An 18,943-nucleotide genomic window follows, 5' to 3' on the forward strand; every position below is an offset into this window, starting at 1 on the left:
ACGAACTGCACTGTCCATTGCCACCTCTGGGCTGAGGTGTTGCAACGACCGATAGAACCCAGACCGTGACCCCGACCACGGTGTTGTGTCCCCCTCGTGACCGTGGTCGGGTCGGCGTGGTCGGTGGTCCGGTCGGGGTCTGTGGCTTTTCTCAAGGTCAGCAAGTACACGATCTGACCTGGGAGTTTGACGATGTCTCCTGGCAAGCAGGTGTCGCAGGGCGCCGCTGCCCCGGCGATGGCGGCGGGTGTCCGGCTGGAGAGGATGAGGCGCCGTGTGCGTCTGTCCCGGCTGGCCCTGTTCATCGCGATCGCGGCCGGGCCCCTCTCGCTGGGCGTCGCGGTGGTGTCCGGGCCGCCCACCGTGTCGGCCTCGGCCTCTCCGTCGGCCCGGCCGGCTGTGGTGCGCAGTCCTGATGCGGCCGATCCGGCGGGGTATGCGCAGGTGTTCGTCGATGCCTGGTTGCGCAGTACCGCGGATGACGCGACGAGTGCGCAGGGGCGGCTTGCGCAGTCGATGGCACCGGATGTCGCGCTGCCCGACCGGGCGGCGGATGCGCAGGCGACGCTGCGGTCGGTGACGGCGGTGCGCAGTGCGCGGCGCGGGGACGGGGCGTGGTCGGTGACGGTGGCTGCGCAGTACGACAGGGACGCGGTGCGGTACTTCGTGGTGCCGGTCGCTTTCGCTGCGAGCGGTGTCTCGTTCGCCGTGACCGGTGCGCCCGGTGCGGTGGCCGGCCCCGGGCGGGCCGCGGTGGCGAGGTCGCCGTACGGCGTGAGCGTTCCGGCCGGTGGTGATCTGGCGTCCGCGGTCGGGGAGTTCCTTGCCGCGTACCTCACGGGGGCCGGGGAGGTGGACCGCTACCTCGCGCCGGGAGTGACAGTGGCGGCCCTGTCCCCCGCCCCGTATGCGGCGGTCGCGGTGCGGCAACTTCTTGGGGTCGAGGAGGTGGCGGGTGTTGAGCGGGTACCGGCCGAAGGCACCCGGGTCCGAGTCCTTGCGCCGGTGGAGGCCCGGGATACGGGCGGTCGGTGGCCGCTGGCCTACGAGTTGGCGTTGAAGGCCCGCTCGGGCCGGTGGGAGGTCACCGCGCTGGAGTCCGGGACCGGGCGCGGCGGTGGTGCCCGATGAGCGGGGTGCACGGCATGCTCCTCGCCGGGGAGTTGGACGACCTCGGCGACTCGTGGATCGGCATGTTCCAGGACTGGGCGACCAAGGGTCTGCAGGCCGGTCTGATCGTCCTGGTCGTTGTCATCATGATCCAGCGGTTCAGTCTGAAGGCGGGGATCGGCGGCCTGCTGCTGATGATCATCGCGTTGGGGTTGTACAACTCCCGCGAGGACCTGTCCGACGTGTTCGAGGACGAGGTCAAGAACCCGGCGAAGGGCGCGCCCGCCGTGCCTGGCATCGTCCGCGGTGCTGATCCGGTCCTGCGCGACAGTGGTGCGGGGAGCGGGTGGTGAGCGCGGCCGCCGCGGGGCGGGTGGGGCGCTTCTACACGTCCGCCCGTCGTCACCCGTGGGTGCTGGGGAAGGTCGCCGACTGGAAGATCCCGCTGGGCCCCTATACGCCTGCGCAAATCTGTGTCGCTGTGGGCGGCGGCTTCCTGCTGGTCAAGACGGTCAGTTGGTGGTCGTGGATGGGGCCGGTGCCGATCGCGGCCTGGCTGGTCGCCGTCTGGGCGGTGCGCCGTCCCCGGATCCGGGGCCGTGCCCCGCTGCAGGCAGGGCTGGGCTGGCTGCTGCTCGTCTGGCAGCCGCGGGGAGGGCGGATCGGCGGGCGCGCGGCCCGCGACCGGCCATCAAGCCCGCTGTGGGGCGGCTTCACGATCGAGGACACCCCGGCCTCGCCGCCCGGCGGGCCGGCCCGCGCGATGGGGCCGTCGGCCGGACGGGCACCGGCCCGTAGCCGAGCGGCTGGCCGTCCACCCACCCGCCGCCGCACCCCACCCGCCGTGCCCGCGGCACCTGCAGTGCCTGTGATGTCGGTGGGTCCGGTGTCGGGCATGCAGCACCTGCTCGCGGTGGCTCGGGCGGGGGGCGGGCGGTGAGGGTCCCGATCCGTCATATCGCCGGGCACCTTCTCTGGTCAACGCAGGGCAGTGTCTGGGCCGTCTACCGGCTGCACCCGGGGTCCGATGCCGGCGGTCGCCGCGAGGAGAGTGTCCAGGGCACCCAGGTGCCGTCCGCCGTGCGCGACGAACAGCTCGCCCAGAGCACGCACCTGATCCGCTCGCTGTCCGGGGCGCCGCGGCTGTTCGGGCTGTGCGCGCAGGTCGACCCCGGGGAGATCGCCCTGCGCATGATCGACGGCATCGAACCGGCCGCCCCGGCGCCGGGTGAGGACGTGCATCCGTGGGTGGAGAACGTCGAAGCCACTGTGGAACTGCTGGACGGGCAGGAGATGCACCGCCGCACCCTGTGGCTGGCCGTGCCGCTGGCGGCCGAGGCGGCCGGGCTGCAGGTGTCGGCGACGCTCGGCGCGATGTGGACGCAGGCCGGCCCGGCGCTGGGCCTGCGGCCCGCCCCCGTGGCCCGGCGGGAGGTGAGCGCGTATCGCGAGCAGGCCGCTCGGGTGGAGGCCGCGCTCGGCGGCGGTGTCGCGTTCCGGGCCGCCCGTCCGGCGGAGATCGTGTGGATGGTCCAGCACGCCCTGCACCGCGGCTTCGCGGAGCCGCTGCTCGCCGAGGCCGAGACCAGCGACCTGTACGGCGGGCAGCTCCGCGGCGGGGTGTTGCGCTGCCCCAGCTACGCCGACCTGGGGAACGTGCGGGTGCAGGAAGGGGGCTTGGACGCGGAGCTCGACGAGGTCGAGGACCTGAAGAAGCGGGCGGGACAGGCCCTCACGCGGTCGGGGCGCGGGGCGTGGTGGCGTCTGCCCGCCGCCTCGCCGCTGAGGCGGCGGTGGCTGCAGGTCGAAACGGACGCCGGCACCGGCTACCAGGCGCAGTTGGCGCTGGCCGAGTGCCCGCCCGCAGTGCGCCAGGACGCGGCCGACTTGTTCACCCAGTTGGAGACGCTCGACTTCCCCGTCGACTACACCGTCGACCTCACCCTCGTGCCGGCGGAGAAGGCTCGTGAGCAGGTGCAGCGCAAGAAGAACGAGTTGATCGACCAGGCCGACCAGTACGACGCCCGGCCGACGGGGATGCCGGCCTCGCTGACCGATGCAGCCCGCGACCTGGGTGAGCTCGATGCCCGCCTGTCGCGCACCTCGGTCGAGGTGGAGGTGCAGTCGGTGACCGTGCTGAGTGTGTGGGGGCCGACCGCCGCCGTCTGCGATGCGCGGGCCCGTGCCCTGGCCGCGTTGCTCGGCGGCGCCGACTACCGGGCGGTGCGCCCGGCCGGCCTGCAGGAGGCCCTGTTCTCGCTCGGTCTGCCCGGGACCGTGCGGCCGGGCGTGGTGCGGGAGTTCACGCAGCACCAGCTCTCCGAGGACTGGGCGCTGGGTGGCGCTTTCACTCTCGCGGAGGTCGGCGACCCGGACGGCATGTTCCTCGGCGTCGACCTGGACAGCGGCACCACCCGCCCTGTGATGATCAACGTGGCTGATGCTCCCAAGCAGGATGCGTCCGCGTCGATGGGCATCGTCGGCGACCTCGGCGCGGGCAAGAGCGTCCTGCAGAAGCTCGTCGCGGAGGCGGTGTGGGCGCGCGGCGGCTGCGCGATCTGCATCGACCGCACTCCGGTGCGCGAGTGGGCCACGTTCGCGCGCACGGCCGCACGCGGGCGCGTGCAGGTCATCGACGCCGCCCGGGCGGAGGTGTCCATCGACCCGCTGCGCATGTTCGACGGGCCGGAAGGGCGTCACTACGCGCTGTCCTACCTCACCCTGCAGCTCGGTATCGGCCCGATGAGTACGAACGGGGAAGTCCTGCACCATGCCGTCGAGCAGGCCGCCGCCGGCAGTGCACCCTCCATGCACCGGGTGCTGCGGGTGCTTGAGGCGATGGCTGCGGGTGAGCGGGGCAAGCGGCAGGACGCGGCCGCCACGCTCGCCGGCCTCATCCGCGTCGTGGCGACCAACTCCCTGGCCCGGATGGTGTTCGACCCGGCGCTGCCGCCGGTGCGGCTGGACGCCTCCAGCGCCTGGGACATGATCGTCATCACGACCACCGGGCTGAAGCTGCCGCCGAAGGCCGCGTTCGACCAACCCGAGGTCCTGCACCAGCAGCCGCTGGAGGCACTGATCGGCCGTGCGGTCCTCTACCTGATCGCCGCGATCGCCCGGCAGACCGCGTTCGAGGACCCGCAGCGGTTCACCGCGGTGGTCCTGGACGAGTTGTACTGGCTCACCTCGTCCGCGGAGGGCACCGCCCTGGTCCACGAGATCCTCCACGACGGCCGCAAGCACGGCGCCGGCCTCATCGCCGGCTCCCACGACGCCCTGGAGCTGGGACCCGACCGCGGCCTGATGGCCTACCGGGCGCTGGCCCGCACCACGGACCGCGAACGCGCCCGCCGCGGGCTGGAGTTCGTCGGCCTCGACCCGGGTGATGCGGAACTGGTGCGGCTGGTGACCAGCGGTCTGTCCCCCGTCGGGCAGCGCGGCCGCGAAGGCGAGTTCCTGCTGACCTGCCCGCGGCAGAACACCGGACGCGTCAAGGCCGTCATCCCCCGCATCGCACGCATCACGTCGTCCATCACCACCACACCGGGACGACACCCCAGCACGCCGCGGGCAGCCGCCGAACCGCTCCTCGACCACGCCGCCGCCACCCGTTCTGAGGAGCAGCTGCGATGACTCCCTCGGTGCGGGACTGCTCGGGCCGCATCCGTGCGGCGGCACGAGTGTTGGCGGTGGCGGCGGTCGCCGTCGGCGTGCTCGCCCTGGCCGCCGCCTGGAGCACGCCGGACTCGTGGGGGCCGCGTGCCCGACAGGTCACGGGCGCAGGGCCTGCGCACGGGGATCCGTGCGATCTGATCGTGGGACCGGGCCGGGCGTACTGCGAGCGCTCCCCCGCACCTCTCGGGTCCGGCGGCCGTGATGCGGCGGCCGGGGTGTTGCGGTTGGTGCTGCCTGCTGGGGCGGGCCTGGCCGGCCTGCTGGTGTGGCGGCGGCGCAGCTCGCTTGTGCAAGGGCGGTGCTGACGTGGTGCGCCCCGATGGGGCGAGCTTGCGCTCGGCCGGTTTCGTGGCGCTGTTGGCAATCGTGTTCGTGCTGGTCAACAGCCAGGTCGTCTACGCGGCGGGCAGTAGTGGCGCGAGCGGCGACCTGTTGGCGCCGTTGGACATCACCTCGTCCGAGGGGGTGCCGATCAACGGCTACGAGTTGAACGCGTCGGGCGGGTCCATCGTCGCGTTCAAGTCGCAGGCCCTGGCCTTCGCGCTGGCGGGCCTGTTCACCCTGATTCGGCTGTTGGTCGGGCTGGCCGGGTGGGCGATCGAGTTGGCGTTCCGCTTCCCCCTGTTGAAGATCCTCGCCCGGCCGGCGCAGGAGGTCGCCGACGCCTACGACGATGTGGTCGTCGACGCGCTCGGGTTGAAGGGTCTGCTGCTGGCCTGGGCCTTCGTCTTCGCCGGTTTCATGATTGTGCGTGGACGGGTGGGGCGTGGTCTGGGCGAGATCTTCCTGACGCTCCTGATCGGGGCGCTCGCCGCGTCCGTGTTCGTCCGCCCGGACTACCTGCTCGCCCAGGATGGTCCGTTGGGGCAGGGCCAGCAGGTGGCTGCCGAGGTCGCGCAGCGGAGCGTCAACGCCTACAACTGGGGCGGCAAGCTCGCCGGCCGCGGTCCGTGTGACGGCTTGGCCGGCCGGCAGGAGGCCAAGTGCCTGGAGCGTGAGGGCCAGGGTCCGGTGTCCGCCGCGGAGGTGGCGCGCCCGCTCCAGGACTCGATCACGAACGCGTTGATCGTCAAGCCGTACATGCTGCTGCAGTACGGCCGCATCCTCGACCCGGCCAAGGGCGGCGACCGCAAGGCCTACGCCGTCCACCTGAAGTGGGTCACCGGCGGATACCGGGCCAAGGACGGTCCCGCAGACGCGAGTGACCCGTGCGAGAAGGTCATCGGGCCGGGCAAGGCGTACTGCGAGCGCGACACCGACGACGACGGGACGGCGGATGCGCTGCCGGAGCTGACGCCAGGCGGGGAACTCCTCGACGCCTCCCAGGCGATCGTGACGGACGAGGACCGGGAGTTCTCCGCCTTCCTGCAGGATCTGGAGAAGGCCGGCGCCGTCGGCCGGGCGTGCGCCGACTATGCCCGGGCGCCCACCTGGTGGCGCCTGGGCGGGGCTGCGCTCCTGCTGATCGCCGCCGGGTTCATCTGCGGCATGCTCCTGTCGAGCACCCTCGTGATGCTCGGCACCCAGGCCGTCTGTGTGGGTGCCGCGGCTGTGGGCGGCGTGACGTTCGTCGCCGCGATGCTGCCCGGTCCCCCGCGCCAGAGCGTGTGGAAGTGGCTGTCCCTGTGGGGGATTTCCGTGCTGGCGCTGGTCGCGGTCTGCGCGTTCGTGCCGTTCTTCGGGATCGCCGTGGATGCCACCATCACCGAGGGCCCCGACCTGATGGTGGAACGGATCCTGCTGATCGATGTCCTGGCCGTGGCGGGTGCGGCCGGGCACCGCAGGCTGCTGACCGGGATCACGTCCTTCGGCCGCCGCACCGCGATGCGGATGCGGTACGCGAAGGTCGGCGGCACCCATCTGCCCGGCGACACCTCCGAGCTCGGCGCCGCCCTGGCCCTGAACTCGCCTGCCGCGCTGGGCGGGTTCGGGGGCGGCCTGCGCGGTATCACCGGTGGTGCGGGCGGTCGTTTCGGGCTGCTGGGTACCCGGCAGCGGCTGACGGGCGCACTGGCCTCGTTGGCTGATGGGGCGGGGATGCCGGTCGACACCGGGCGGGTGCTGGCCGACGCCGGGGCGGAGGCCGGGCGTGGTCTGGCCCCGCTCACGGCGGCGGCGGCCGTCGGCGGGCTCGGGGCACGGCTCGGCGGCAAGGGCGCCCTGTGGCTGCTGATCGGACGGCGGCCGGAGCCGGAGCAGCTGACGGCGTGGCGCAAGCCCACCGCAGGCGGGGACGCGCAAGCTGGCGGTCCGGCCGGGAGTCCCGGCAGTGGCCCGGGCAGTGGTGGCGGGGGCGGGGGACCGCGGCGTCCGGGTGGTCCGCCCGACCGCTACCGCACCGAGGACGGCCAGGTCGTCGACCGCCGCTCGGGCCACATCCTGCACGACCAGAACAGCGACCGCACCCTGCTGTCCACCCGCGCCCACAACCGCCTGGTCCGCTTCCGCGGATACCGCATCCTCCACCGCACCGGCCGCACCGCCTACGGGGCGACAGCCGCTATCTCGGCCACCGCCGACCGGGCGCGCAGGGGCGGGTCGCAGTTCTCGTACGACGCCCGCCAGCAGGTACGGGTGTGGGGCAACACGATCCGCGAGGACGGCCAGGCCTGGGCCGACACTCGCCTGGGACAGCAGGTCGCCCGTACCCTGCCCGCCCGCAGCCACCCGCGTGCGACCCCACCGAACCCCGCCACCTCCCCTCCCCCTGCGGCGCCCTCTGCTGCGTCTTTGGCCGCCCGTGCAGGCCGTGTCGCGGGCCGCACGCCGCCCTCGGTGCGGCCCGGTTCTCCGCCGTCCGCGCGCGCAGGCGGCACCGGTACATCGGTGTCCCCGGGCGGGCCGGCAGGCCAGAGCCGCGCCCGTCCGGATCCGAGTCGGGCGTCGGCGCTGCCCGGCTCGCGCCGCACCCGCAACAGCACACGGGACGAGGCCCGCCGGCGCATGCAGGAACTGATGCGGCGCACCGCACCCGAAGCCGAGTCCGAACCGGGGGCCCCGGACCGAAGCCGGCCGCCGTCCGAGGACGGTGATCCCGAATGAGGCGGCCGCGGCGCCGCCTGGCGCGGTGGGCGGGCGTGCTGGCGCTGCTGCTGTTCGGCGCCGCCTGCTGCGCGGCTCCCGTCTCCGGCGCGATCAGCGCCTACGTCACCGCCCGAAGCGGGCTCCAGGACACCGCAGACGTCGGTGACGGCAGCGCCGCGGACATCCCCGCCCGGATGCTGAGCGCCTACAAGAAGGGCGCCGCGCAGGTCGGCCGTCATGTGCCGGGATGCCGGGGCATGCGCTGGCCGATCCTGGCCGGGATCGCCCAGGTCGAGTCCCGTCACGCGGTGGGCCGGAGCATCGCCGGCAACGGCGACATACGCCCGCGGATCTACGGGGTCCTCCTCAACGGCTCCGGGGCGGGCGGCAACACCACCGTCTTCCCCGACACCGACTTCGGCCGGTGGGACGGCACCGCCCACGGGGAGCGTGCGGTGGGCCCGTTCCAGTTCCTGCCCTCCACCTGGAAGGCCGTCGGGCGGGACGCCGGCGGCGGCCAGGAAGCCGACCCGCACAACGCCGACGACGCCGCGCTCGGCGCCGCCGTCTACCTGTGCGGCAGCGGCCGCAACCTCGCCGAGCGCCGCCAACTCGCCGCCGCGGTCTACCAGTACAACCACTCCCGCACGTACGTGGCCGACGTGCTGGGCTGGATCGACCAGTACACGGCCGCCGCCAAGGCCCCGGACCTGAAGCACGTGTCCGGGAAGGCCCGCACCGTCCTCGCGGCGGCGCTGGCCCGGCGGGGCGTGCCGTACTCCTGGGGCGGCGGCGGTGCGGACGGCCCGTCGTACGGGATCTGCTGCTCCCCCAGCGGCAAGAGCGGCGCGCGCATCAAGGGCTTCGACTGCTCGGGGCTGACCGTCTACGCGTACGCGAAGGCCGGCATCCGGCTGCCGCGCACCGCAGCCGCCCAGGCCGGTGTCGGGCGCCGGATTCCCGCCCGGCTCGGCACGGCTGCCCTGATCCCCGGTGACCTCGTCTTCTTCGCGTACGCCCCGGGCCGCGACGCCACGATCCACCACGTCGGGATCTACGTCGGCGGCGGCCGCATGGTCAACGCGGCCCGGCCGGGCACCGTCGTACGCCTGGACGCCGTCCAGGCCATGTCCGGCTTCGCGGGAGGGGCCCGGCTGCTATGACCGCCCACCCCACGCGTCCCCCGCGTCTTCTGCTGGTCGTCACAGTGGTGTTGGCCGTGGTGGGGATCGTCCTGCTGACGCTGCCCGACCGAACGACGCCGCCCGGCGCAGCCGTCCCGGAGCCACCCTCGCAGACGGCCGCCGCAGGGCGGGGCACGGCGTCGCCAGCCGGGCCGGCCGGACCGGCCCGCGAGGTGAGCGGGGCGGGCGGGGCGGGCCCCCCGCGGACCGCATCGCCGCCGCTGCCGCCGCAGGGGGAGGGTCCGGCGGGTGATGCGGCCGTCCAACGCGCGCTGGAGGAGGCCTGGCCCGCGGATCTTCCCGCGCGCGAGGGGCGGCAGTTGCTGGCTGCCGGGCGCGCCCTGCTGCGTGCGGACGCCACCGGCATCGGCCGCGCCCGGTGGCCGGCCGTCTTCCCCGCCGGCCGGTCTCCGGCCCCGGCGTTCGGCGCGGGCTCCTTCCGGATCCAGGCGGCGATCGCCCGCCGCAACGGTGACTACGGACGGGCGGTGGTGCATCTGGTGTGGGCCGCAGCCGACCGCGGCGGCACGTTCACCGACGGCCGCGTCACCGACTGGCACTTCACCCGCACCAGCGCGAAGGGAGCATCCCGGTGGACTCCGCAGCCCCGCATCTGACCGCCCAGGTGGCCGCCTTGCCGGCGGCCGGACCGGTCCTCGGGCCGCTCGTCTTCCTCGCGCACGCCGCCTGGTGGCTGGTCACCCACTGGTATGCGCCAGCGGCGGCCGTCCTTGTCGCGGGCGTGCTGAGCGAGCTGGTGGTGCGCCGCCTGGCGCGGAAGGCCTCGGCCGAGCGGATGGCACTGGAACTCGTGCCGTTGCGCCACTTCGACCCCGACCTGGAGGAGATCTTCCGCCGGGGCGTCCAGCTCGCCCGGGCCTCGACGAGCATGCCGTGGTGGGCGCCGCGCCGCAGCAAGTCCGTGCAGATCCGGCTGCGCGCGGACGGCTCCGCCCCGCTGCGCTACCGCGTCGAAGGCCCGGCCGGCGGCGAACGCCTGCTGTCGATCACCCCGTTCGGCCCGCACGTGACCGTTCACCGGGCCCGCCCCCTGGTCGACAAGCCGCGCGAGCAGGTGGTGCGGGCGGAGTTCATCCTGCGGGGCAAACCCGTCACGCCGCTGCGGAACGTCCCCCTCGCCCCGGACCCGCTGCAGCCGCTGGTCGACGCCGTCTGCGATCTGCGTTCCGAGCTGGGCGACCTGGCCGAGATACGGCTCGACCTCCAGCGGTCCCCCAAATGGGTCCTGCGGGCGCGCCGCATGCAGCTGATGGCCGACGCCCGCCGCCGGGAGCGGCGCGAAGCCCAGCGCACCGCCCGCTGGGTCCGCCAGGACGCCACCGGCATCGAGGACTCACTGACCTGGCAGCTGCAGCACCTGTCCGGTGGGCGGCGGGGCGGGAGCGGGCGCCGTCTGGTCATGCCACCGGTCCCCCGCCGGGTGGAACCCCACGAGGCGCTGGGCAAACTCGCCGACAACGACCACCTCGTGCGCGTGCAGCTCCTCGTGATGTGCGCCTCGAACATCGAAGGCCGCGCCGAGGCCCGGCTCGCCCAACTCCAGGCCGCCTTCGACGTGTTCGGCGGCAGCTCCCGGTGGGCGATGCGCGGCTGGCGCGTGGGCCCCTGGCGGTTCGGCGCCGACCACTGGCCCAGTCGGCGCGCCTTCGAGCGCCGCTGGCGGCTGGGACACTGCCAGCCGCCCCGCCCGAACTGGGTGCGCCTGGAGGAACTGACCGGCCTGCTCAAGCCGCCCACCGTGCACTGCCGGCTGCCGCTGCTTCCCGCAGACCTGCCGACCTTCGAGTTCGACAACCCCGACCTGCTGCTGCAAGGCATCTACCGCAGCCCCGACGGGCGCCGCCGCCTGGTCGCCAGCTACGCCGCGGAGACACTCTTCGAAGTCGGCGTGGGCAAAGCGGGCGGCGGCAAGACCGAGCGCGCCCTCGCCCAGGCCATCGGCTGGGCCCACGCCGGCGGCGGCCTGCTGTTCCTCGACCCGCACCGCGACTCCTGGCCGCGCGCCCTGCCGTTCCTGGCCCACGACACCCTGATGCAGCGGATCGCCCTCATCGACCTCAACGCAGGCGGACCCGCACCGCAGCTGAGTTCATGGAACCCCATCGGCATGCACCAGGGCCAGGTCGCGCACGAGGTCGTCGAGGCCACCGCAGACGCCTACGCGTCCGCCCTCGGCTGGGACGACGTCAGCGCCCCCCGCGCCCTGACCATCCTCACTGCCGCCCTGACCGTCCTGGTGGCCGTCAACGAGACGGCTTGCCGGGCCGGACGCCCCGAGGACCAGGCCACCCTCTTCCACATCCGCCCCCTGCTCACCGACACGGCCTTCCGCACAGCAGCACTCGACGCACTCACCGCACGCCTGGACGAAGAGACCCGCGCCTGGTGGCAGACCGTCTTCCCCACACTGCCCCCCGACGCGTTCGCCGTGGTCCTCAACCCGATCGCCCGCCTCGCCGCCCACCCCGTCACCCGCGCCTTCCTCGGCCAGCCCGCCGGCCCCTACAACATCCGCGCCGCCATGGACACGCGGATGATCGTGTGGGTGTGCCCCGGCGGCAACGGACCCACCGACCGGCTGATCACCGCGCTCCTCGCCCGGGACCTGCTGCGCGCCGTGCGCTCCCGCCGCGACACCCCCGAACAGCAACGGGTGCCGTTCCGCCCGTACTTCGACGAACTCATCACCCTGACCGGCGCCGCCCCGGAAACCATCGCGGCCATGTTCGAGGACTTCCGCAAATACAAGGTCCACGTCCACGGCATGACCCAACTGCTCGCCCGCCTGCCCGCCCCGGTACGGCTCTCCCTGATCCAGAACGCCTCCACCCTGGCCTCCACAGCCGGCTCGCAGTCCGCCATCGCTGCGATCACCGCGGAATGGGGCGACCATCCCAGCCCCGACATCGTCGCCACCCTGGACCGCTTCGAGCACTACCTGTCACTGACCGTTCACGGCCGCCGCATCGGCCCCGTCCAAATCACCGGCCCGCACCTGGACGACGTCTTCGCCGACTACGCCCGCCCCCGCCAGACGGCAGCACTCGAACGCTCCGCCCTGACCCGCGCCGAAACCGCGCCGCTGGACCAGCTCACGACCCGCGCCGCCCGGCAACTGGACCGCGTCCGCGACTTCCTCACCCCACACACGCCCGCCAACCCCCACGGCCCCCACCCGGTGCCATACGACGAATAGCTCCGACCCGCACCTTCCACGGCAGACCGTCTCCGCACCGCTGAACACGCCGTCGGCGCACTACCCCCACGGCCCACAGGAAGCAACCGACGATCGTCACGAGAGCAAAGGAGTTCTGCATGCGTTCCCGTCTCGGCGACGGCCGACGTACACGCAAGAACAGAGCGGTACGTCGGATTCCGGCATCAAAGTTGCCTGTTGCGCACCGATTTACCCATCCAACTCATCAACCTCACTGGCGAGTTGGATGGCATATGCGTAACCTTTCAACTCCGCAAACGAAGCACAGCAGTTCGACCGTTCGCGTCGGCGCCGCCTGCCCCAAATGCGGCGTGGCCCAGCTCGCACCATGCCGCACGGGAGGCATCGTGAAATGCCGCGCACTCCACTCCACCGCTCACTTACGCCAGGCCGCTGCCGCGTCCCTCACGCTGTGCGCCGCGCTCACCCTGACAGCGTGCAGCTCACCGGACGCGAAGGACCACGCGGCCACCAAATCCCCGAAAGCCACCCAGACACAGACCACCCCTGCCACCACTGACCCGAAGGAAGAGGCGAAGAAGGAAGCGATCGAAACGTACGCGGCCTACTGGCAGGAGATGGAGAAGCTCTACGCCGATCCGACGGGCAGGAGCGCAGACCTTGAGAGGTACGCCGCATCCGAGGCTTTGAGGAACGCCGAGTTGGACGCGCAGCGTGCTCATGACCGCAAGCGCATCTACGTGGGCAAGATCGGGCTCACCGACCAGACCGTCACCAAGGTCGACGCTTCGCGGAGAATCCCGAACGCGACGGTCTCCAGCTGCCTGGACATCTCACGTTGGCAAACCGTCGACGCCGAGACTAAAGAGCCGGTATCTCTCCCGGACAACCGGCTGACGAAGTACGTGATCGTCAGCGTCGTCGAGAAATACCCGCAAGGGTGGCGCGTCACCCGCGACAGACCTCAGGGGAAGTCGTGCTGAGCCGCCAGATCGCCATTGCCGCGTTGGTCGTTCTGGCCGCATCCTCCGTCCCTGTCACGACCTACGCGAACGAGGACCCCAAGGGTGACGGCGGCATCGAGTGCGGCTTGTACAACTGCACGGTCGAGGTCGACGTCCCCGGCCAGGCCGGCGGCGGGCTAGGCGGGAGTGGCGGCACGGCCGGATCGAGCGGAGGCAGTGGCGGTGGTTCGGGTGATGCGGCGGACAACGAGTTCGCGAACGCCTGCACCTACAAGCTCGTTGACCCGCAGCCGCCCGCGAGCAGTCGGGACTGGGAGGGTCACAAGCCCGGCGACGGTGCTGTGTACGAGCAGAGCTGCACGAGGACCGGCGGGGAACTCACGATCGTCCGCATGGTGTGGCTGGCCGACCCTCCTGCGGTAGAAGCCGTGGACCCAGCAGTCCTGGCGCAGCGTGCGGTGGATTCGATGACGCTGCTCGGCCCGGATGTGGTCAGCCCGCGGGCGGCTGGGCGGTACACGGTCGGTGTTCCGATGTGGATGTGGGTCAACCGGAGCGCCACGACGTTCGGGCCGAACACGGCTTCGGCGTCGGCCGGCGGGGTCACGGTGACCGCGACTGCGAAGGTGTCGAAGATCGTGTGGGAGATGGGTGACGGGGTCTCGGTGACGTGCAACGGCCCGGGTACGCAGTATCGGCCGTCCGAGGGCTTGGCCCAGTCGCCGACCTGCGGACACGTGTACTCCAAGACCTCGGCCGGTGCGCGGAAGGGCAAGTTCGCGGTGACTGCGACGTCGACGTGGGCGATCGACTGGCAGGGCGGCGGGGCAGCGGGTCAGCTCACCGAGGTGCGGCAGACCACGGTGCAGGTGGGGATCGGCGAAGTCCAGGTCGTCAGGTAGCGCCGGAGGGGCGAAATCGTGAGCCAGACCCAGGAACATTTATACGCAACCGGTTCGAAGGCGGTCTCCCCGCAGGGGGGTGTGGGCGGGCCGGTGGCGCCGCCGCGAGTGTCGGCTCGCCGGCGCCGTCCCGGTGTCATCGCTTTGTCGCTGGCGCTGATCGCCGCCGGTGGGGCCGGTGTTGCCGTTCTGCTGGTGCAGGTGGGTGATCGTACCGAGGTGGTCACCGTGGTGCGGGACGTCCAGGTCGGCCAGGTCCTGACCGAGGGCGACCTGGGGCGGGCGTCGCTCGCCTTGGATCCGGCCGTCAAGGCGGTGCGGGCGGGGGAGGTGGATGCGGTGGTGGGGAAGCGGGCCGCTGTGCAGCTCAAGCCCGGGTCCCTGCTGGCCCCCTCGCAGGTGACGGGGGACTCGCTGGTGAAGGCCGGTGAGCAGTTGGTGCCGATCGGCCTGGAGCCCAAGCAGATCCCGGCGACCGCGCTGGTGCCCGGGCAGCGGGTGCAGTTGGTGCACGTTCCGGCCCAGGGCGCGGCGGAGGTCGATGAGGCGTCCGGTGCCGCGCCGCAGACCCTGGACGGGCGGGTGGTGAAGGCTTCCGGCGCTGCTCCCGGTACCGGGATCGTGGTCGTCGACGTTGCGACCTCGGCGGAGGACGGTCCTCGGGCGGCCGCGTGGGCGGCGGCCGGCACGCTGCGGATGGTCCTCGCTGCTGCGGACGGTGGCTGATGGCGGTCATCGCGCTGGCGGGGTGCAGCGGTGCGCCCGGCGTGACGACGAGTGCGCTCGCGTTGCTGCTGTCGTGGCCGTTGGAGCCGGGTCGGCGGCTGGTCCTGGCCGAGTGCGACCCGGACGGTGGCGCCGTGCTGCACGGGCTGCTGCAGGGCACGCTCGGGGACCGGTACGGGTTGCGGAATCTGTCGGTCGCCGCTCGGCAGGGTGAGCTGGGTGATGCCTTCTGGCGGCAGCTGATCGACCTGAGCGGTGAGGGCGGGAAATCACCGTCGCCCCATGACCGGTTGCTGCTGCCGGGCATCACCGACCATGCCCAGGCGGCGAGCCTGGGGGCGGTGTGGAAGGCGCTGGGTGTGATCTTCCGCGGTATCGCGGCCGAGCACGGTCACGATGTCCTGGTCGACCTGGGCCGTCGGGGAGCGTTCGGGCCCTCGGGGGTGCTGGCCGAGCAGGCCGATGCGGTGGTCGTGGTGGTGCGGAACACCTTGCGCTGTCTGCAGGCTGCGGAGGGCCGGGTGCGCGCGCTGGAGGAGCGGGTTGGGGACGTCAGTGTGCTGATGATCAACGAGGGGCCGTATCCCGCGGGCGAGGTGCAGCGTGTGCTGCAGGTGCCGGTCCTCGCGACGCTGCCGTATGCGCCGGAGGATGGCCGTGTGCTGTCGGACGGTGCCGAGCAGCCGCGTCGTTTCACCACGTCGCCGCTGATGAAGGCGGCACGGACGGTCAGCGCGCTGCTGGTTCAGCATGCTGCGGTGCGTCGGGCCCGCCTCGATCCGGGCGGCGTGCGCGCCGCGGGTGGGGAGGTGGCCGGTGCACGCTAGGCCTCTGCATCCCCATCCCGCGGTGGTGGCGGTGCCGCCCGGCAGTGTGGCGGACGGCCGGCGCTCGGCACCGGTGGGCGCCGCCTCGAGTCCGCAGGTGCTCGGCGGGGCGACGCCGCAGGTCGCGGTCGACTACCGGGTCGCGCGGCACATCGCGGCGCAGGTCGCCAAGCAGCGCGAGGAGTTGCTGAAGACCGCGCCGGACATGGGCCGTGCCAGTGAGGAGCAGCGCTGCCTGGACTGGATCAACGAGGCGGTCGCCGTGTGGTCGGATGCCCAGGCGATGGCGCCCCAGGAGGACGAGGCGCTCCGGCGTGCCGTGTACGACCTGCTGTTTCGGGCCGGGCGGCTGCAGCCGTATCTGGATGACGAGCGGGTCGAGGACATCATCATCCAGGGGCCGGACGAGGTGTGGCTCGACTACGGGGACGGGCAGCGCCGCAGGGTGGGGGCGGTCGCGGACTCGGAGGAGGAACTGCTCGATCTACTGCGGGAGTTGGCGCGTGGTTCGGGGCATCATGAGCGCACCATCTCCACGGCGCATCCCACCCTTGCGCTGTCGTTGCAGGACGGGTCGCGGCTGCAGGCCATCACCGGGCTGGGGCCGATGACGTATGCGGTGATCCGCCGGCACCGGGTCTCCCACGCCGGTCTCGACGACCTGGTGCGGCTGGGCACGATCGACCCGGTGCTGCGCGAGTTCCTCGGGGCGTGCGTGCGCGCGGAGAAGAACATCATGATCGCGGGCAAGCAGAAGGCGGGTAAGACCACGCTGCTGCGGGCGATGCTCAAGGAGTTCGATCCGGAGTGCCGGTTCGCCACCATCCAGACCGAGGACGAGCTGTTCGCCCACGCCAACGGCTACCACCGCCAGGTCGTGTCCCTCGTCGGGCGTGAGTCCAACGGGGAGCGGGACGCCACCGGGCGCAGCGCCGGTGAGGTGACGCTGCTGGACCTGATGCACCCGGCGTTGCGGATGTCGCTGGAGCGGATCGTGGTCGGTGAGGTCCGCGGGCCGGAGGTCGTGGCGATGATGCAGGCGTTGACGAACGGGTCGGGCGGCAATCTGTGCACGATTCACGCCCGCCGCCCGGACATCGTCTTCGACCGGATCGCGGAGTTGTACGCGCTCGCCCAGGACAACCTGTCCGAGCGGCTCGCCTACCGGCAGACCGCCAACGGCCTGGACTTCGTCGTGTACGTCGACATGACGGACGAGACGCAGATCGGCGGCCGCCGGCACCGCTACGTCTCCCATGTGCTGGAGCTGACCGGGATCGGCGAGAACGGGCGGCCTGCCACCAACACGGTGTTCGCTCCCGGGCCGGAGTTCGGTGAGCTGCGGGCGGTGCCGCGGATGGAGCCGGGCTGTATCGACGACCTGCGGCGGGTCGGTTTCGACTCGTTCCTGCTGCAGCAGCCCTACGGGGCCTGGCCGGCTCCGCTGCCGCTGAAGGTGGGGGCGGGCCGATGACCCTGGTCTCGGGACTGCTGGCGGGGATGGCCGTGATCGGCGGGCTAATCGGCATCGTGGTCGGCGTGGTGGGCACGACGGCGCCGCGCCGGGCTCCGTTGCGGCAGCGCTGGCAGAGCGCACGGTCCGGGAACGGGCCGGGCCGAACGGCGCGGCTGCGCCGGCGGACGCTGTCCGCCGTGGCGTTCGTCGTGTGCGCGGCCGTGTGGCTGGTCTCCGGGAATTTCGTCGGCGGCGCCCTGCTCGGTGTGGCCGTGGTCGGTGTGCCCTGGCTTGTCGCCCCGGCCCACGGGGCGCAGGCGCGCATCGGTCAGTTGGAGGCGTTGAGCGAGTGGACGCAGCGCCTGGCCGGTCTGCTGCGGTTGGGCATGGGGCTGGAGCAGGCGATGATGACCAGCCGGCAGGGGGCTCCGGAGGAGCTTGCCGCGCAGATCGTCAACCTGTCCGACCGGCTGCGCCTGGGCTGGCGGCCCGACACGGCGCTGCGCGCGTTCGCCAGGGAACTCGACGACGTCACCGCGGACAAGGTCGTCTCCGCGCTGATCCTGTCGGTCAACGACCGCGGTCCGGGCCTGGCGCAGGCGTTGGAGGATCTGTCGGGCACGGTCCGCGACGAGGTCGCCCGCAAGCGGTCGATCGAGGCGGACCGGGCGAAGCCGCGGACCACGGTGCGGTGGATGACCATCATCACCCTCGGCATCGTGGTGGCCGGGTTCTTCGTGCCGTCCTACACCAGGCCGTACTCCACGCTCCTGGGCCAGCTGGTGCTGGCGTTCCTGACGGCCGGGTTCGTCGGAGTGCTGGCCTTGATGCGGCAGTTGGGTTCCTTCCGCCGTGTCCCACGCTTTCTGATCGCCGACCCGTCCAGCACCGTCCACCTGCCCGCGACAGGCCGGCCGGGGCCGGACGCCGGGCGTGAGACGCAGGGAGTCCTGTCGTGAATGTGCTGCCGGTCGTGGTCAGCGGAGGCACGGTCGGTGCGGGCCTGGCGCTGCTGGTGCGTGAACTGCTCCGTCCGCAGCCCGCGTTGGGGCCGGCCCTCGCCCGCAGTGCCCCGGCCGCCGTGAGCATGCCGGAGCCGGACTGGGACCGCGAGGAGGTGTGGGGCCGGTGGCTGCTGGCACGTCTGGGTCGGCTGCCCGGTGTGCGGGTCCCCTCCACCGACCTGGCGCTGCTCGGCCGGCAGCCGGGCCAGTTCATGCTGCGGAAGATCGCACTCGCCGCGCTGGGCCTGCTGTGCCCGGTCGTCGCGACGATTCCGTGGATCATCGCGGGTGTCTCCCTGCCGTTCTACGTTCCCGCCGGCGTCGGCCTGATCGTCGCGGGGCTGCTGTTCCTCACCCCGGACCTGGCGGTGCGGGATCAAGCGAAGCGGGCTCGTCAGGAGTTCGCTCACGCCGTGTCCGCCTACCTGGACCTGGTGGCGCTGAAGCGGGCCGCCGACGCCGGCCCCGCAGAAGCACTGGAGAAGGCCGCCGAAGTCGGCCGCGGCTGGCCGTTCCTGTATCTGCAGGGAGCACTGCGCCGGGCCAGGCTGGAGAAGATCCCGCCCTATCAGGCCTTGAGCGAACTCGCTGCCGAGTACGACCTGCCGGTCCTGGACGACGTCGCCGACATCATGCGGGGATCGGCCACCGACGGCGCCGCCGTCTACAAAGCGCTGCGGGCGCGGACCGCAGCGCTCAACGCCGAACTGCTGGCCGATCAGGCCGCGGAGGCGAACGCCGCCAGCGAAAAGATGACTGCGCCCGGAGCACTGCTCGCCGTCCTGGTGATGCTGCTGATGGCGTTCCCCGCGGTCATCCGCATGCTCACCGTCTGACCCGCACCCCGACCGTTGCCGAGCCCGATCGAAGG

The 18,943-nt window shown here is 72.5% G+C and carries 15 protein-coding genes; all 15 read left to right on the forward strand.

Annotated elements, in window-relative coordinates; translation table 11 throughout:
• Positions 1 to 192: 192 nt before the first annotated feature.
• Entirely contained in the window at positions 193 to 1,131 is a 939-nt protein-coding gene (locus IE265_RS36035; RefSeq protein WP_190040003.1) for a conjugal transfer protein, read from the forward strand.
• Entirely contained in the window at positions 1,128 to 1,463 is a 336-nt protein-coding gene (locus IE265_RS36040; RefSeq protein ID WP_190040004.1) for a hypothetical protein, read from the forward strand. The genes IE265_RS36035 and IE265_RS36040 overlap by 4 nt, the downstream gene beginning before the upstream one ends.
• Positions 1,460 to 2,050, forward strand: coding sequence for a hypothetical protein (locus IE265_RS36045; RefSeq protein WP_190040005.1), 591 nt, complete (start codon positions 1,460 to 1,462; stop codon positions 2,048 to 2,050). Before IE265_RS36040 ends, IE265_RS36045 begins: the two co-directional genes overlap by 4 nt.
• Entirely contained in the window at positions 2,047 to 4,743 is a 2,697-nt protein-coding gene (locus IE265_RS36050) for an ATP-binding protein (RefSeq protein WP_190040006.1), read from the forward strand. Before IE265_RS36045 ends, IE265_RS36050 begins: the two co-directional genes overlap by 4 nt.
• A 408-nt stretch (positions 4,744 to 5,151) precedes the next feature.
• A complete protein-coding gene (locus IE265_RS36055) occupies positions 5,152 to 7,827 on the forward strand; it encodes a hypothetical protein (RefSeq protein WP_308434849.1) in 2,676 nt (891 codons plus the stop codon).
• Positions 7,824 to 8,972 (forward strand): C40 family peptidase, encoded by a 1,149-nt coding sequence (locus tag IE265_RS36060; RefSeq protein WP_190040008.1) that lies wholly within the window; start codon positions 7,824 to 7,826, stop codon positions 8,970 to 8,972. Before IE265_RS36055 ends, IE265_RS36060 begins: the two co-directional genes overlap by 4 nt.
• Positions 8,969 to 9,610, forward strand: coding sequence for a hypothetical protein (locus IE265_RS36065; RefSeq protein ID WP_190040009.1), 642 nt, complete (start codon positions 8,969 to 8,971; stop codon positions 9,608 to 9,610). The genes IE265_RS36060 and IE265_RS36065 overlap by 4 nt, the downstream gene beginning before the upstream one ends.
• Entirely contained in the window at positions 9,586 to 12,210 is a 2,625-nt protein-coding gene (locus IE265_RS36070) for an ATP/GTP-binding protein (RefSeq protein ID WP_190040010.1), read from the forward strand. The genes IE265_RS36065 and IE265_RS36070 overlap by 25 nt, the downstream gene beginning before the upstream one ends.
• A gap of 332 nt (positions 12,211 to 12,542) precedes the next feature.
• On the forward strand, positions 12,543 to 13,175 hold the full coding sequence (locus tag IE265_RS38845; protein WP_229916929.1) for a hypothetical protein: 633 nt from the start codon (positions 12,543 to 12,545) through the stop codon (positions 13,173 to 13,175).
• The gene (locus IE265_RS38850; protein ID WP_229916930.1) at positions 13,169 to 14,059 is read left to right on the forward strand and encodes an ATP/GTP-binding protein; all 891 of its coding nucleotides are present in this window, start codon (positions 13,169 to 13,171) and stop codon (positions 14,057 to 14,059) included. Before IE265_RS38845 ends, IE265_RS38850 begins: the two co-directional genes overlap by 7 nt.
• Positions 14,060 to 14,077: 18 nt before the next feature.
• Positions 14,078 to 14,785, forward strand: coding sequence for an SAF domain-containing protein (locus IE265_RS36085; protein ID WP_190040011.1), 708 nt, complete (start codon positions 14,078 to 14,080; stop codon positions 14,783 to 14,785).
• Entirely contained in the window at positions 14,785 to 15,612 is an 828-nt protein-coding gene (locus IE265_RS36090) for a CpaE/TadZ family protein (protein WP_190040012.1), read from the forward strand. The genes IE265_RS36085 and IE265_RS36090 overlap by 1 nt, the downstream gene beginning before the upstream one ends.
• A complete protein-coding gene (locus tag IE265_RS36095; RefSeq protein WP_190040013.1) occupies positions 15,602 to 17,086 on the forward strand; it encodes a TadA family conjugal transfer-associated ATPase in 1,485 nt (494 codons plus the stop codon). Before IE265_RS36090 ends, IE265_RS36095 begins: the two co-directional genes overlap by 11 nt.
• The gene (locus IE265_RS36100) at positions 17,083 to 18,027 is read left to right on the forward strand and encodes a type II secretion system F family protein (protein WP_190040014.1); all 945 of its coding nucleotides are present in this window, start codon (positions 17,083 to 17,085) and stop codon (positions 18,025 to 18,027) included. Before IE265_RS36095 ends, IE265_RS36100 begins: the two co-directional genes overlap by 4 nt.
• Complete coding sequence (locus tag IE265_RS36105; RefSeq protein WP_190040015.1) at positions 18,024 to 18,908, forward strand: type II secretion system F family protein; 885 nt, start codon at positions 18,024 to 18,026, stop codon at positions 18,906 to 18,908. The genes IE265_RS36100 and IE265_RS36105 overlap by 4 nt, the downstream gene beginning before the upstream one ends.
• The last annotated feature ends 35 nt before the right edge of the window (positions 18,909 to 18,943 follow it).

It is taken from the genome of Streptomyces fructofermentans (assembly GCF_014651055.1).
Lineage (GTDB): Bacteria > Actinomycetota > Actinomycetes > Streptomycetales > Streptomycetaceae > Streptomyces > Streptomyces fructofermentans.

Coding starts and splice junctions, on each gene's coding strand:
- IE265_RS36035 (WP_190040003.1), top strand. CDS start 193: ATGTCTCCTGGCAAGCAGGTGTCGCAGGGCGCCGCTGCCCCGGCGATG.
- IE265_RS36040 (WP_190040004.1), top strand. CDS start 1,128: ATGAGCGGGGTGCACGGCATGCTCCTCGCCGGGGAGTTGGACGACCTC.
- IE265_RS36060 (WP_190040008.1), top strand. CDS start 7,824: ATGAGGCGGCCGCGGCGCCGCCTGGCGCGGTGGGCGGGCGTGCTGGCG.
- IE265_RS36065 (WP_190040009.1), top strand. CDS start 8,969: ATGACCGCCCACCCCACGCGTCCCCCGCGTCTTCTGCTGGTCGTCACA.
- IE265_RS36090 (WP_190040012.1), top strand. CDS start 14,785: ATGGCGGTCATCGCGCTGGCGGGGTGCAGCGGTGCGCCCGGCGTGACG.
- IE265_RS36100 (WP_190040014.1), top strand. CDS start 17,083: ATGACCCTGGTCTCGGGACTGCTGGCGGGGATGGCCGTGATCGGCGGG.